Source organism: Agromyces sp. Marseille-Q5079, assembly GCF_051016555.1.
GTDB lineage: Bacteria > Actinomycetota > Actinomycetes > Actinomycetales > Microbacteriaceae > Agromyces.
Genome location: NZ_JBPEJF010000005.1, coordinates 101,407 through 116,500 on the forward strand (window position 1 = coordinate 101,407; position 15,094 = coordinate 116,500).

The following is a 15,094-nucleotide window of genomic DNA, read 5'->3' on the forward strand; positions in this document are numbered from 1 at the left end:
GTGGGCACGATCGACGTCCACACGCACTACGTGCCCAAGGGCTGGCCCGACCTGTCGACGCAGGTCGGGCCGGGCTCCTGGCCGTGGTTCCGCGCGGACTCCGAGCGCGACGCCATGATCATGGTGGGCGAGACCGAGTTCCGCCGCATCGACGCGAGCTGCTGGGACGCCGAGGCGCGGATCGCCGACATGGACGCCGACGGCATCGACATCCAGGTCGTCTCGCCGACCCCCGTGTTCTTCTCCTACGAGATGCCCGGCGCCGAGGCCGCGAAGGTCTCGCGGATCTTCAACGACCTCGCGCTCGAGATCTGCGCACCGGCATCCGATCGCCTGCTGCCGTTCGCCCAGGTGCCCCTTCAGGACACGGATGCCGCGTGCAGGGAGCTCGACCGCGCGATCGACTCCGGGCACGTCGGCGTCGAGATCGGCAACCACGTCGGCGACCACGACCTCGATCACGAGGGCATCGTCACGTTCCTCCAGCACTGCGCCGACCGCGACGTGCCCGTGTTCGTGCACCCGTGGGATATGCCCGGCTCGCCGCGCCTCGACCGCTGGATGGCGCGGTGGCTGACCGGCATGCCCGCCGAGACGCACCTCTCGATCATCGCGCTGATGCTGGGCGGTGTGCTCGACCGCGTCCCGCCGACCCTGCGCCTCGCCTTCGCCCACGGCGGCGGTTCGTTCGCGTTCTGGCTCGGCCGCTTCGAGAACGCGTGGCACCGGCGACCCGACCTCATCGGCGTCAGCGAACGACCGCCATCGGGCTACCTCGACCGCTTCAGCGTCGACTCGGTGGTGTTCGACCCGGCGGCGCTGCGCCTGCTCGTCGACACGCTCGGCGCCGATCAGGTGATGCTCGGCAGCGACTACCCGTATCCGCTCGGCGAGCGCCCCGTCGGCGCCGTGGTCGAGCGCGCCGGGTTCCTCACCGACGAGCAGAAGGCGGCCATCCGGTACGGCAACGCCCGGCGCTTCCTGGCCCTCTGAACGATCGGATGCCTCGCCGCCCGCTCCGCCGCACGACTCCGACCATCTCCCGAGCCACGACCGAATCGAAGGAATCCACCCGGCCATGAGCACCGCGACCACCACCCAGCACGCGATCGACCGCGCGACGTGCGCGGCCCTCGACGCGGCCGACCCGCTCGCCCCGTACCGCGACCGATTCGCCCTGCCCGACGGGGTCGTCTACCTCGACGGCAACTCGCTCGGGGCGCTCCCGCGCGCGACGGCGGCCCACGTGGAGCGGGTGATCGCCGAGGAGTGGGGCGTCGGCCTCATCCGCAGCTGGAACGACGCGGGCTGGTTCGAGAAGCCGCTCGCGCTCGGCGACCGGATCGCGCCGCTCATCGGCGCGGGCCCCGGCGAGGTGGTGCTCGGCGACTCGACGTCGGCGAGCCTGTTCCAGGTGGCGATGGCCGCGGCCAGGCTCCGCCCCGACCGCACCGTCGTCATCTCCGAGCGCGGCAACTTCCCGACCGACCTCTACGTGCTCGAGAGCGTGCAGGAGCTCGTCGGCGGCGCGGCCCCGCTCGAGCGCCGGCTGATCGCCGACGACGGGCCCACCCTCGACGAGATGCTCGACGAGGACGTCGCGGTCGTCGTGCTCACCCACGTCGACTACCGCACGGGCCGCATGCACGACATGGGCGAGGTGACCCGCCGGGTGCACGCGGCCGGGGCGATCATGGTCTGGGACCTCTGCCACAGCGTCGGCGCCGTGCCCGTCGACCTCAACGCGGCCGGCGCGGACTTCGCGATCGGCTGCACGTACAAGTACCTCAACGGCGGTCCCGGCTCCCCGTCGTTCATCTGGGTCGCCGAACGCCACCACGAGGCCGCCCGCCCCGCACTGACGGGCTGGCACGGCCACGCGCGGCCGTTCGACTTCGACGTCGAGTACGCCCCCGCCGCGGGCATCGGCCGGTTCCGCGTCGGCACGCCGCAGCTGCTCTCGGTCGCGGCCCTCGAGGCGAGCCTCGACCTCTGGGCCGAGGTCGACCTCGACCAGCTGCGGGAGAAGAGCCTCCGCCTCACGGAGCTGTTCATCTCGCTCGTCGACACGAGGCTCGCGCCGTGGGGCGTCGAGGTGGTCACGCCCCGGCAGTCGGCCCGTCGCGGCAGCCAGGTCGCGGTGCGCGTCGAGGACGGCTACGCCGTGATGCAGGCCCTCATCGAGCGCGGCGTCATCGGCGACTTCCGCGCGCCCGACCTCATGCGCTTCGGCTTCGCGCCGCTCTACGTCTCGCACGCCGACGTCTGGGATGCGGTGGCCGCCCTCGAGGACATCCTCGCCACCGAGGTCTGGCGCGAGCCGAGGTTCGCCCGTCGCGGCACCGTGACCTGAGCCATCCGCTCGGCACCCGCAGGTACACTCAGGGCTGGATATTCGACGCCGTGTACATCGCTTCGGCGGTGACACGGCCCGCCGGGTCGTCGCTCGACCCGGAATCGCGAGGAGCCCCGTGAAGCCGACCGTGCAGACCCTGCTCGACCGCGGCGAGCTCGGCCTCGGCCTGCTCACGCCCGCCGCCGCCCTTCCCGACGCGGCGCTCGCCGCACCCGTGGTCTGGGCCCACGGCTCCGACCTGGCGGACCCCACTCCCTTCCTCGACGCGGGGCACGTGCTGCTCACGACCGGCACCCAGTTCGACGGCGCCGATGCGAGGGCGGATGCCGCGGGCTTCGCCCTCGACTACGTGCGGCGCCTGCGCGATCGCGACGTCGCCGCCCTCGGCTTCGGCACCGAGGTCATCCGCGACGGCACGCCGGCGACCCTCGTCGACGCCTGCGTCGAACTCGGCCTGCCGCTGTTCGAGGTGCCGTACCGGGTGCCGTTCATCGCGATCGCGAAGCTCGTCGCCGACCTGCACGCCGAGGACGAGTACGCGCGACAGGCGTGGGCGTTCTCCGCGCAGCGCGCGATCTCGCGCGCAGCGCTGCGGCCCGACGGCCTGTCGGCCACGCTCGGCGAGCTCTCCAAGCGGCTCGGCACGTGGGTGGGCCTCGTCGACGCGACCGGGGCCCTCGATCGCGAGGCGCCCGTGGGCGGGCTGGCCCAGCCCGCGCTCGGCGAGGTGGTCGGCGAGGCGAGGTCGATGCTGCGCCGCGGCCAACGGGCCGGACGCACCATGCTCGCGGGCGAGTCCGTCGGCGACGGGCAGCGCATCACCCTGCAGACGCTCGGCTCGGGCGGGGCGCTCCGCGGCGTGCTCGCCATCGGCGACTCCCCCGAACTCGACCAGGCCGGCCGCGAGGTCGTGACCTCGGTCATCGCCCTCGCCGGGCTCGCCCTCGAGCAGAACCGCAACCTCGACCGCGCCCGCGGACACCTGCGCACGGGCCTGCTGCGCAGCCTGCTCGCGGGCGACACCGCGCTCGCCGAGGGCGTCGCCACCGAGATGTGGGGGCCGCTCCCCGCCGCTCCGGTCCGCGTGGCGGTGACGGATGCCCCCACCCAGGCCTTCGATCGCATGACCGAGCTGCTCGAACTCCGCGTCGACGAGCGCGACGGCCGGCTGTTCTTCGCCCGCGACGACGACCGGGTCGTGCTCGTGCTCGAGGCCGCCGACGTCGCCCTCGCCGAGGAGCTCTCCGCGGAGTTCGACGTGCCGGTCGGCCTCTCCGACGCGGTCGCGCTCGACGCGCTCGCCCTCGCGCACGAGCAGGCGCTCCGGTCACTCGACCGTGCTCGCGAGGCGGGCACGCGCGGCTCCGGCGGCGCTGACGCCCCGCGCACGCACCGCGTCGTGGCCTTCGACGAGATCAGCCGGCAGGGTGTGCTCGCGTTCCTCGCGCGCACCGACGCGAGGGCGGTCGCGATCGCGACCCTCGCGCCGCTCGTCGAGCACGACGCGGCATCCGGCACCGCCCTCGTCGAGACCGTGCGCACGTGGCTCGAGCACGGCGGCCAGTTCGACGCGACCGCCCAGCAGCTCGGCGTGCACCGCCACACGATCCGCAGCCGCATCGCCCTCGCCGAGCGCCTGCTCGACCGCGACCTCTCGGGGTTCCATGCGCGGGCCGATCTCTGGGCCGCCCTCCTCGCGGTGCAGTAGCTGCGGGGCCCTGCGCGGCCGCCCGTCTTTCGGAAAGGTAGCGTTGAACCCATGTTCCATTCGTATGCCGCCATCGGCGACAGCTTCACCGAGGGTGTCGGCGACGAACTGCCCGACGGCAGCGTGCGCGGCTGGGCCGACTTCGTCGCCATGGGCCTCGCGCTCGCCGCCCGGGAGCCCATCGGCTACGCCAACCTCGCGATCCGCGGGCGCAAGCTCGGCCCGATCATCGAGGAGCAGCTCGAGGCGGCCATCGCGTTGAAGCCCGAGCTGCTGAGCTTCAACGGCGGCGGCAACGACATGCTGCGCCCCCGCATGGACGAGCAGGCCACGGCGACGAGCTTCCGCCAGGCGATCAACCGCATCCGCGACGAGGGCATCCACGTGCTCATGCTGAGCGGCGCGAACCCGACCGAGCACCTGCCGCTCGGCAAGGTGTTCGATGCGCGCGGCGCGCGGCTGACCACGGCGCTCGTCGACCTCGCCGACGTCCCCGGCGTCACGTTCGTCGACAATTTCAACGATCGCGGCCTCCGCGACATCCGCTACTGGTCGGCCGACAAGCTGCACCTCAACTCGCTCGGGCACGCGCGCGTGGCGAGCAACGTGCTCACCGCGATCGGCGTGCCCGTGCCCGAGGAGTGGGGCGTGGCCGAGGTCGCCGCGGCGCCGGCGGGTCCGCGCAGCCGCAACACGGCGGCCTACTACCGGGAGTTCGTGCTCCCCTGGATCGGGCGCCGCCTCACGGGTCGGTCCTCGGGCGACGGGCGCGAGCCCAAGCGCGCGACGCTCGAGCCGTTGACCCCGGATGCCGCGCGCTGACGCGCATCCGGAACGATCGACTCGGCCCGGCATCGAGCGCCGCGCACGACGGGCCTAGGACCCCTCGCGCACGGCCTGCACGAACCCGCCGATGTGCTTGCGCAGGGCGTCCATGCGCCTGATCCGGGCGGCCTCGACGTCGTACCCGAGGTAGGCGACCGGTGGCAGGCGTCGGACGTTCCGCGAGCACTCGAACCGCGAGCAGGCGAGCGTGCCGACGGTGTTGCCGTTGCGCCCTGAGGCCCCGGCGCGCTTCGCCGTGTAGAACACGACGTCGTTGGGCAGCGTCACGTCCTCGCACCAGGAGCACTGCGGCCTGGTGCGGATGCGGCCGTCGGCCTCGCGGAGCATGACGCCCACGAGCTCGCCGTCGACCTCCGCGATGACGTAGCCGACCTTCGGCAGCTTGGGGTCGCGCCAGCCGAGGAAGTCGAGCTGCGCCCAGTCGAGTTCGCCGAAGCCGACGGGGAGGGTGACCGAGGCGCGCTCGCGCTGGGTCGCGTTGATGAACGAGGCGCGGATGCGCTTGTCGTCGAGGGGAAGCATGTGAGACGTCCTTCGTCATGCCGGTTCGCTCGTGCGACCGGCAGGGTGATCAGTTCCAGAGGAGAGGTGCCCGCGCGGCGATCGCCGGTCGCGGGAAGAGGTGCGCCGAGGCGCGGGAGGTCACGGGCGCGACGGCCCTCTCCGGTCGGCATCGAGAACGCCGACGACCTCCTGACGCCCGAGGGGCCTGGGGAACGGAACGTGCTGACTCACGGTGGCGAGTGTACACAGCGGGCCTGAGCACGAGCTCGGCGCCGACGCGGTCGGTCGGCCGAGATAAACGCCAACTGCGCTGGCCCCCTGACTGGGGCCAGGATCTGGACTCGATGCCGATATTCCATGTGAATGAATGGGTAGGCCCCCCATTCGACGAGGCACACGACGTACCCGGTCGCCTCGCACGATCTTGCGCGCCGCGCCCGAATGCGCTGCGCGAGGGTGGGCGCACCCGAAAGAACCGAGGAGTTCAATGAAGATCGTTGCCAACCGCGCCACCCGTCGGTCGCGGACCACCCGGGTGGCCACCGCCGCCGTCGCCGTACTCGCGATCGCCGCGACGGGCCTCTCCGTGCAGGCCGCCAACGCGGCCGACGTCTCGTTCCCCGTGTACGACGAAACGGACTCCCCGAACCCGCACGGCCTCACGAACGCCCTCGTGTTCTACAAGGCGGCAGACCTCGGCTGGGTCGTGAACGCGCCCATCGCGGACGTCGACTCCCTCGCCTACACGGTTGCGCAGAGCACCTCCTACGCCCCGTCGTTCCAGCTCGTGACGAAGTCCGACCAGAAGTCGTACGCGCGCCTCGTCTGGGAGCCGTACGTCCAGGAGGACGAGCTCGACCCGAACGCCGGCGCGTACACGGACCTCGAGGACGGCCTCTGGTGGACGAACAAGATCGCGAGCGGACCGGGCAGCCAGGCGAGCCCGCAGCCGCTCTCGTTCTTCGGCGACCCGAATGGCGCCGGCTGGACGAACGTCGTCGTGGGTGCCATCGACATCCACCAGGGCAACTCCACCGAGAGCACGAGCACGGTCACGAAGGTCTCGTACAACGGCACCGACATCCCGCTCGGCACCACTGACACGACGCCGTTCGACCAGGCCGACCTCGACGCCGCCGTCGGCACCGCGACCGCTCCGCTCGCGACCGAGGTCACCGACCTCCAGGGTCAGGTCGAGACGAAGGACGCGACGATCGCCGCCCTCGAGGCCGACGCCGACGCCAAGGACGCGACGATCGCCGGCCTCCAGTCGCAGATCGCCGCGAAGAACGCGACCATCACCAGCCTCCAGTCGAAGGTCTCGACGCTCACGTCGCAGGTGTCGTCGCTGACGGCGTACAAGAACACCCACCACACGGCCGACGGAACCTTCATCGGCTGGTCGCGTGCGCTCCTCTCCACGACCCCGGTCGCCGGTCGCGCCGTCGGCGTGACCAAGCAGGGCACGATCGCCGACGCCACGTCGGTCAAGTACCAGTGGTACCTGAGCGGCAAGCCCGTGGCCGGTGCGACGAAGTCCACCTACACGGTGCCGTCCTCGGCCAAGGGCAAGTCGGTCTCGGTGAAGGTCTGGGGCACGGTCAAGTACGTCCAGTTCTCGATCCACTCGAACACGGCCGCCGCGAAGTAACGCAGGCGATCAGCGACGGGCGGCTCCCTCGGGTGCCGCCCGTCGTCGTCTCGGCGACGGCGTGCCCCGCGGCATCCGCTCGTCAGGCCGTGGAGACGACGTCCGCGACGAACGCGCGCGTGCGCCGCGCGAGGCCCTCGATGCGTTCCAGCTCTCGCAGGCTCGGCAGCACCTCCGACGGGCCGGCCGGGCGCCCCAGGCGCACGGTCTCCTGACAGGCGAGGTCGCTGCACATGTAGGTGCCGACGCTGTCGCCCCGCTCACCCGCCGTGCCCGCCTTGCGCGCGGAGATGATCGCCACCTGATCGGCGGGCTGCTGCGTGTGGCAGAGGTTGCATATGGCCGCCCGGTGATGCGAGCCGCTCGCGGCGGGCGTGCGCAGCAGCACCCCGACAGGCTCGCCCTCGAGCTCGGTCACGAGGTACCCGCGGGTCGGGATGCGCGGGTCGCGCCAGGCGAACGCGTCGAGGTGCGCCCACTCGGTCACGAAGAACGACACGGGCAGCGTGAGCTGCTCGAGCTCGGCCGCGGAGGCGTTGCGGATCGCCGCGTGCACCTCGGTCTCGCTCAACGCTCGCATGCAGTTCCCCTCCGCCCCTACGATCTCACCATCGTCAACCGATCGTGTCGACCACGGCCTCCACCCTGGCCCGCAGCTCGGGCGACATCGGCGCGGAGCCGGCGCCGACGGCCGCGGCGTCCTGTCCTTCGGCGCTCGTGATCCACGCGAGGTAGGCCTGCACGATCTCGCCCTCGTCGGGGTCCTCGTAGTCGCGGCAGGCGATCGCGTAGCTGACGAGCACGAGCGGATAGACGCCCTCGACGTCGCTCGCACGGTCGATGTCGATCACGAGGTCGTCGTCGGCGCGGCCGGGCTCCACGGGCGACACGTCGACGATCGCCGCCGCCGACGCGGCATCCGGTGCCACGAATCCGTCGCCGACCGCGAGCGAGGCGACGCCGAGCCCCTGGGCGCGCGAGGCGTCGAGGTAGCCGATCACGTTGACGCCCTCGCGGAGGACGCTCGCGATGCCCGAGCTGCCCTGCGCCGCCTCGCCCTCGAACGGGAACGCGTCGTCGGGCTCGTTCGGCCACTCGGCGGGTGCCGCCTCGTGCAGGTAGTCGGTGAAGTTCCAAGTGGTGCCGCTGTCGTCGGACCGGTGCACGGCGGTGATGCGCGCGTCGGGCAGTGCCGCGCCGGGGTTCAGCGCGACGAGCGCGGGGTCGTTCCACCGTTCGAGGTCGCCGCTGAAGATGCGAGCAGCGGATGCCGCGTCGAGGCGCAGTTCGTCGACCCCGTCGACGTTGAAGGCCAGCACGATGGGCGAGAGGTAGACGGGCAGGTCGACCGCGCCCGCGCCGGGGGCGCAGCGGCCGACGTCGCCGCTCGTCTGGTCGGCGGCGAGTGCCGCGTCGCTGCCGGCGAACGAGACCGCGCCCGCGAGGAACTGGTCGCGCCCGGCGCCGGACCCCGCGGGGTCGTAGTCGACGGTGACGCTGCCGTTGGCCTGCTGGAATCCGGCGATCCACACGTCTTGGGCGGCGCCCTGCGCCGAGGATCCGGCGCCGTCGATGGTTCCGGAGAGGTCGCTCTCGCCCTGGCCCTGCTCGTTCACGGCGCAGCCGGTGAGCAGGAGCGCGAGGGCGGCGAGGGCGCCGAGCAGTGGGCCGGTCGTGGTCGTGCGCATGACTCCATCGTATTGAGCCGTGCCGTGCGCGCCGTCGAGGCGGCGGCATCCGCTCAGTCGATGACGGGGCGCGGGCGGTCGTCGGTCACGGGACACCAGCCGCCGGGGGTGCGCGAGTACTCGAAGGCGGGGCCCTCGGCGATGAGCCGGCCGAGCGCGTCGAGGAACCGGTCGACGTCGTCGACGGTGGACCCGGCGCCGAGGCTCGCGCGGAGCCCGTTGGACCGGGTCGACACGCGATCGAAGAACGGGTGGGCGCAGAACCGGCCGGCCCGCACCGAGATGCCGTGCTCGGCGCCGAGCGCCGCGGCGACGAGCCCGACGGAACCGTGCTCGAGCTCGATGGTCGCGATGGCGAGGCGATCGTCGGCGTCGTCGAACCCGCGGATGACGCGAACGCCCGGGAGCGCCTCGAGGCCCTCGTGGAGTCGCTCGGTCAGCTGCGCCTCGTGCGCCTCTCGAGCCGCGTCGCCGAGGCGTTCGAGCTCGGCGAGTGCGCGGGCGAGCGCGAGGATGCCGACGACGTTCGGCGTGCCGGCCTCGTGACGGTCGGCGCCGGTCTTCCAGGCGACGTCGTCGACGGCCACGTGCTCGACGGCGCCGCCGCCGGCCAGGAACGCGGGCGCCGCGTCGAGCCAGTCCGCCCGGCCGACGAGCGCGCCGGAGCCGAACGGCGCGTAGGCCTTGTGGCCCGAGAATGCGACGTAGTCGAGGTCGGATGCCACGAGGTCGATGCGCCGGTGCGGCAGGAGCTGCGCGGCGTCGACCGCGATGCGGGCGCCGTACGCGTGCGCGATGCGGGCGAGCTCGGCGATGGGGAGCACCTCGCCGGTGACGTTGGAGGCGCCGGTCACCGAGAGCAGGGCGGCGGGCCGCGCGGCGAGCTCGGCCTCGAGGGCGGCGAGCGTGTCGGCGATGGAGCCGCGGGCGACGACGACCCGGCGATCGCGCCAGGGCAGCAGGTTGGCGTGGTGCTCGATGTCGAGCACCACGGTCTCGCCGGGCACCGCCGTGGCGAGCAGGTTCAGCGCCTCGGTGGTGTTGCGGGTGAAGACCACGAGGTCGCCGTCTCGGGCGCCGACGTGCCGGCCGACGCTCACGCGGGCCTCCTCGACGAGGGCCGTGGTGGCCTGCGACGGGTACCCGCTGCCGCGGTGCACGCTGGAGTAGTAGGGCAGCAGCTTGACGACGTGCGCGGCGACGACGGACAGCGCCGGCGCGGATGCCGCGAGGTCGAGGTTCACGTGCCGCACCGTGGCGCCGCCGAGCACCGGGATCTCGAGGCCGGCGTCCGCGAGCTCCGCGAGCGGTCGGGTGACCCCGGCACCCTGGACGACCGTCGTGCTGCCCGACATGCTCGCCGACTCCGTCGTTCGCGCTGCGCGGACGGCGGTGGACTCGGTGGCGATCACAGGGCTCTCCTCGGGGCGTGGTTCGTCGAGGCTACGGACGCCGGAACGGCGCCTCAACCCTCTGCCGACGCGCGCCGTCACAGCGTGAAACAAACGGCAACACTGGTGCGGGCTGCCCGAGCGGATGCCGCGCACCCGCCCTGCACGACCGCCCGGGGTCAGCGACGCGCGACGGCCAGGTTCGGATCACCACCGGTCACGTGCACGTTGTCGGGCCGCTCGAGGCCGAGGTGCTCGCGCAGCGTCGTGCCCTCGTACTCGGTCGGGAACACGCCGCGCCGCTGCAGCTCGGGAACGACCTGGAACGCGAACTCCTCGAACTGCGCCGGCTGCACCGCCGAGAGCACGTTGAACCCGTCGACCGCGCCGGCATCGGCCCAGGCCTCGAACTCGTCGGCGATCTCGGCCGCGGTGCCCACGATCATCGATGCGTTGACGGATGCCGCGACGAGCAGTTGCCGCAGCGACGGGGGTCGCTCCCCCGTGGGCGTGCGTCCGGTGCGCTCGGCGACGATCTCGACGAGCACCTGTCCGGCCTCGCCGAACCGGGCGACGAGGTCGGGTCCGACGAGGTCGTCGGGCGAGCGGCCGGAGAGGTCGACCCCGACGTGGGAGGCCAGCTGCGCCAGCGAGCGCTGGGCGGGGAACCCCGCGGGCGGTCCCTCGGGCCAGTCCTCGGCCACCTGCACGAGTTCCGCGAGGTCCTCGGCGAGCGCCTGCGCGTGCGCCCGGGTCTCCCCGACGATCGGCAGCACCGGGGCGATCACCTTGAGCGTGCGGTCGTCGCGACCCGACTCGAACGCGAGCGCCCGCAGCTCCTCGCGGATGGACACGGCGTGCGCGAGGTCGTTCACCGCGACGAGCGCGAGGTCGGCGCTCTGCGCCGCGAACAGCCGCGATCGGGGCGAGGTGCCCGAGTGCACGATCGGCAGGTGGCCCTGCACGGGACGCAGCACGTTGAGCGGCCCCGCGACGCTCAGGTGCTCGCCGTGGAAGTCGGTGGCGTGCAGGCGCGACGCGTCGAGGTACGTGCCGCTCGCGACATCCGCCACGACCGCGTCGTCCTCGAACGAGTCCCAGAGCCGGCGCAGCACCTGCTCGAGCTCGACCGCCCGGTCGTACCGCGACCCGTTCGTGGTGTGGAAGTCGCGCCCGTGGTTCGCGGCCGATCGCGGGTCGACGGCCGTGACGAGGTTCAGCCCCACCCGGCCGCCCGACAGGACGTCGGCCGAGGCCGTCGCCCGTGCGAGCGTGTAGGGATCGGCGAAGTTGGAATCGGCGGTCGCGATCAGGCCGATGCGGCTCGTGTGCCCCGCGAGGTAGGTGACCGCCGAGAGCGGGTCGATGCGGGCGACCAGGTACGGGTCGACGAACTCGAGGTCGTGCCCGGTGGCCAGCCAGTCGCCGAAGAACAGGTAGTCGAGCCGCGCCTCCTCGGCGATGGCGGCCGTGCGGCGCAGCGCGTCGGCGTCGAGACGGGGGTCGCGGTGCGCTCCCGGATACCGCCAGCCGGAGGGGTACGCCCCGATCGTCCTGACCATCGCGCCGAGGATGAGATGTGACATTGTGTGCCTCCCTGCTCCGACGCTAGGGAGGCCGATCGGATGTCGCGAGGCCCGCTGTCACACGGCGGAGCGCGGGGTCACACGACGTCAGCGAGCGTCATGTGACGGGCGGCCCGATGCTCGCCCGCGCCGCCACCAGGGGGCATTCGAACGGATCGCGTTCGCCGAGGCCCACGCGGTTGATGTACCGCAGCACGATCCCATACGAATGCCAGAGGCTCGTCTCGGTGTACGTGACGGTGTGATCGAGGCAGAAGGCGCGGATCAGTGGCGCGGCCCGACGCAGGTGCGGCCGCGGCATCGACGGGAAGAGGTGGTGCTCGATCTGGTAGTTGAGCCCGCCCATGAGCACGTCGATGAACCGGTTCCCACGGATGTTCCGGCTCATGAGCACCTGCCGGCGCAGGAAGTCGAGCTCGACGGACGCCGGCACGAGCGGCATCCCCTTGTGGTTCGGGGCGAACGCCATGCCCATGTAGAAGCCGAACAGCCCGAGCTCGACGGCGAGGAAGACGGCGGCCTTCTCCGGGGCGAGCACGAGGAACACGAGCGCGAGGAAGCCGAGGATGCGCACGGCGAGGAACGCGATCTCCACTGGCCTGCGGTCGACGTGCCGGCGCTGGAACACCCGGTGCACGCTGGAGGCGTGCAGCGAGAGCCCCTCCAGCAGCAGGATCGGGAAGAAGAACGCCCCCTGGTGCGCGATGAGCCAGCGGAGCAACGGCGGACGGGGTCGGTTCGCCTGGTCGGGCGTGAACGCGACGACGGGGAGGTCGATGTCGGGGTCCGCACCGATCCGGTTCGGATTCGCGTGGTGGCGCACGTGCTTGTGCTGCCACCAGCCGTAGCTCATGCCGATGAACAGGTCGCCGACGATGAGGCTGATCCAGTCGTTCCAGCGCCCCGACCGGAAGATCTGGCGGTGGGCGGCGTCGTGTCCGAGGAACGCGGTCTGCGTGAAGAGCACGGCGAAGCCGACGGCGGTGAACATCTGCCACCAGGTGTCGCCGATCCACACGAAGCACAGGATCGCGATCGCGAAGACGAGCGGGACGCAGAGCAGCTTGGTCCAGTAGTAGCCGTAGCGGCGGCGCATGAGCCCGGCGGTCTTCACGATCTTCGCCAGGTCGGCGAACTCGCTGGCGCCGTGTGGATTCGGGCCCCCGGTTCGCGCATGGGTCTTGCGGATGGATGCGACGTCGGGGTTCATGACCGCCTGCTTTCTCGCTGGCGCCGAGCCTACGCCGATCGGAGATCTACCTGAGGAATACTCATGACACTCGCAGGTCAGGACGAGGCCTCTCGTCGGTCGCAGATGCGCCGCCCGAGCGGCCCACCGCGAGCCCCGACCGACGTACGATGAGAGCATGGCGCGCACCGTCGGTGCACGCCCCGCGAATCTGACGCGATGGCGCACCCGCGCCGCACGATCATCCGCTGACCGCAGCCGATCGATCTCCTGATCGGCCCGGCCGACGCGAAGCCCTCCGCACCCATCCGACGAGAACCAGGAGCACCCCACCGACGTGACGACGAGCGACCACGACGACCGCACCCAGCCCGCCCGCGCGACCACCGACCACCCCCGCCCCGGCGAGGCCTTCCGTCGCCATGCGCCGCGATCCGAACCCGGCCTCCGCCTCAGCGACGTCCCCGAGCTCGTGCTCATCGACTCCCCCGCCGTGCACGCCCGGTTCGACCGCGACGACATCGTCCTGCGCAAGGGCATGTGGACGCTCCGCAACGGCCACGTCACCCCCCTCGCGTCGATGGTCGAGGACCTCCTGGCCGTGGCATCCGCCCTCGACGACGCCGGGGTCGAGCACCTGCTCGTGCGCCGCGACGACGGCCGTCCCGTGCTCGCGGTCGATCGCGCCCGACGCAAGCAGGTCACGACCGCCCTCGCGATCGCCTTCGCCGACGAGCCGTTCTACGCCGCCACGCTCGCGCCCGCGAAGGCCGCGGCCGCCTCGCCCGTGCTCGTCGCCGACGGGTCGCTCTCGGCGCACCGCAAGCCGCAGGCCGTGCGCCTCTACCGCCCCCGGATCGAACCCGTCGGCCGCCTGCGGTACGGTGCCGAGTCGGCCGTGCAGCTCGAGTTCTGGCGTTTCGGCGAGGACGACATCGAGGCCCCCCTCGAGAACGCCCTCATGCGTCGCACGCTCCCCCGCGGCGAGGCGGTCGACGACGTCGTGCACCTGCACGGCCGCGACTGGCAGACGCTCGAGCACATGTGGGCCCCGCTCGCGAGCGACGTCGACTTCGAGATCGACATGGTCTTCTCCTGGGTCGACGGCTCGAGCGACGAGTTCATCCGCGAACGCGCGAAGCGCATGCAGAGCTACGTCGTCGGCGAGGGCGACGACTCCGAGGCCCGCTACCGCCAGATCGACGAGCTGAAGTACGCGCTGCGATCGGTGCACATGTTCGCGCCGTGGGTGCGACGCATCTTCATCGCGACCGACTCGCCCGCCCCGGCCTGGCTCGCCAGGCACCCGAAGGTGACGATCGTGCCGAGCGAGGCGATGTTCGCCGACACCTCGGTGCTGCCCACGCACAACTCGCACGCCGTCGAGAGCCAGCTGCACAACATCGACGGACTCGCCGAGCACTTCCTCTACTCCAACGACGACATGTTCTTCGGGCGCCCGCTGAGCCCGTCGATGTTCTTCTCGCCGGGCGGCATCACGAAGTTCGTCGAGGCGTCGACCCGCATCGGCCTCGGCGAGACCCACCCCGGGCGCTCCGGGTTCGAGAACGCGGCCCGCGTCAACCGGGTCCTGCTGCGCGAGCGGTTCGGCAAGGTGACCACCCGGCACCTCGAGCACTCCGCGGCACCGCTGCGCAAGAGCGTGATGGCCGAGCTCGAGGCCGAGTTCCCCGAGGACTTCGCCCGAACGGCCGCGAGCCGGTTCCGCGCGGCGACCGACATCTCGGTGACGAACTCGCTCTACCACTACTACGCGCTGCTCACGGGCCGGGCTGTGGTGCAGACCGACGCCAGGGTGAAGTACGTCGAGACCACGCTGAAGCGATCGCTCCCCGCCATGGAGCGCCTGCTGAAGCGCCGCGACCACGACATGTTCTGCCTGAACGACGGCAGCTTCCCCGAGATCTCGGTCGAACGGCGCACCAGCGCCGTGATCGACTTCCTCGAGCGCTACTTCCCGTTCCCGGCCCCGTGGGAGAAGCCGGCGGATGCCGCGGGCACGGCCCCTGCGGCAGCACCCGTGGATGCCGTGACCGCCGCCCCCGACCTCACGGCCTGACCCGGCGGGCGCCCCCGCGCCGGTGCCGTGCGCACCCGCACGCGCGCGCCGCCCGCCGGCACGCCCAGCCCGCGCACCTCACGCCCGCACGCCCC

Annotated in this window: 12 protein-coding genes; 6 read left to right on the top strand and 6 right to left on the bottom strand. The window is 72.2% G+C overall.

The window, feature by feature from the left end:
- From ACR3IO_RS13130 to ACR3IO_RS13145, 4 genes are all read left to right on the top strand, one after another.
- Nucleotides 1-993, top strand: coding sequence for an amidohydrolase family protein (locus ACR3IO_RS13130; protein WP_434071660.1), 993 nt, complete (start codon nt 1-3; stop codon nt 991-993).
- A gap of 85 nt (nt 994-1,078) precedes the next feature.
- Nucleotides 1,079-2,353: a kynureninase gene (gene kynU, locus ACR3IO_RS13135; protein WP_434071661.1), complete on the top strand. Its 1,275-nt coding sequence runs from the start codon at nt 1,079-1,081 to the stop codon at nt 2,351-2,353.
- Nucleotides 2,354-2,471: 118 nt separating this feature from the next.
- Nucleotides 2,472-4,064, top strand: a complete 1,593-nt coding sequence (locus ACR3IO_RS13140) for a PucR family transcriptional regulator ligand-binding domain-containing protein (protein WP_434071662.1) — start codon at nt 2,472-2,474, stop codon at nt 4,062-4,064.
- A gap of 51 nt (nt 4,065-4,115) precedes the next feature.
- Nucleotides 4,116-4,886 carry an SGNH/GDSL hydrolase family protein gene (locus tag ACR3IO_RS13145; protein WP_434071663.1) on the top strand — a complete coding sequence of 257 codons (771 nt, stop codon included), beginning with the start codon at nt 4,116-4,118 and terminating at the stop codon, nt 4,884-4,886.
- A gap of 54 nt (nt 4,887-4,940) precedes the next feature.
- On the opposite strand, the gene ACR3IO_RS13150 is transcribed toward ACR3IO_RS13145, so the two are convergent.
- A complete protein-coding gene (locus tag ACR3IO_RS13150) occupies nt 4,941-5,432 on the bottom strand; it encodes an FBP domain-containing protein (RefSeq protein ID WP_434071664.1) in 492 nt (163 codons plus the stop codon).
- A gap of 469 nt (nt 5,433-5,901) precedes the next feature.
- Here ACR3IO_RS13150 and ACR3IO_RS13155 point away from each other — a divergent pair, with 469 nt between their 5' ends.
- Nucleotides 5,902-7,065: a hypothetical protein gene (locus ACR3IO_RS13155; RefSeq protein WP_434071665.1), complete on the top strand. Its 1,164-nt coding sequence runs from the start codon at nt 5,902-5,904 to the stop codon at nt 7,063-7,065.
- An 82-nt stretch (nt 7,066-7,147) separates the two neighbouring features.
- Here ACR3IO_RS13155 and ACR3IO_RS13160 read toward each other — a convergent pair whose 3' ends face one another.
- From ACR3IO_RS13160 to ACR3IO_RS13180, 5 genes are all read right to left on the bottom strand, one after another.
- Nucleotides 7,148-7,645 (bottom strand): FBP domain-containing protein, encoded by a 498-nt coding sequence (locus ACR3IO_RS13160; RefSeq protein ID WP_434071666.1) that lies wholly within the window; start codon nt 7,643-7,645, stop codon nt 7,148-7,150.
- 34 nt (nt 7,646-7,679) lie between these two features.
- The gene (locus ACR3IO_RS13165; RefSeq protein ID WP_434071667.1) at nt 7,680-8,753 is read right to left on the bottom strand and encodes a phosphate ABC transporter substrate-binding protein PstS; all 1,074 of its coding nucleotides are present in this window, start codon (nt 8,751-8,753) and stop codon (nt 7,680-7,682) included.
- 53 nt (nt 8,754-8,806) lie between these two features.
- Nucleotides 8,807-10,165, bottom strand: coding sequence for an aminotransferase class V-fold PLP-dependent enzyme (locus ACR3IO_RS13170; protein ID WP_434071668.1), 1,359 nt, complete (start codon nt 10,163-10,165; stop codon nt 8,807-8,809).
- Nucleotides 10,166-10,323: 158 nt separating this feature from the next.
- On the bottom strand, nt 10,324-11,730 hold the full coding sequence (locus ACR3IO_RS13175; RefSeq protein ID WP_434071669.1) for an NtaA/DmoA family FMN-dependent monooxygenase: 1,407 nt from the start codon (nt 11,728-11,730) through the stop codon (nt 10,324-10,326).
- A gap of 97 nt (nt 11,731-11,827) precedes the next feature.
- The gene (locus ACR3IO_RS13180) at nt 11,828-12,940 is read right to left on the bottom strand and encodes a fatty acid desaturase family protein (RefSeq protein WP_434071670.1); all 1,113 of its coding nucleotides are present in this window, start codon (nt 12,938-12,940) and stop codon (nt 11,828-11,830) included.
- A 451-nt stretch (nt 12,941-13,391) separates the two neighbouring features.
- Here ACR3IO_RS13180 and ACR3IO_RS13185 point away from each other — a divergent pair, with 451 nt between their 5' ends.
- Nucleotides 13,392-14,999 carry a stealth family protein gene (locus ACR3IO_RS13185; RefSeq protein ID WP_434071816.1) on the top strand — a complete coding sequence of 536 codons (1,608 nt, stop codon included), beginning with the start codon at nt 13,392-13,394 and terminating at the stop codon, nt 14,997-14,999.
- The last annotated feature ends 95 nt before the right edge of the window (nt 15,000-15,094 follow it).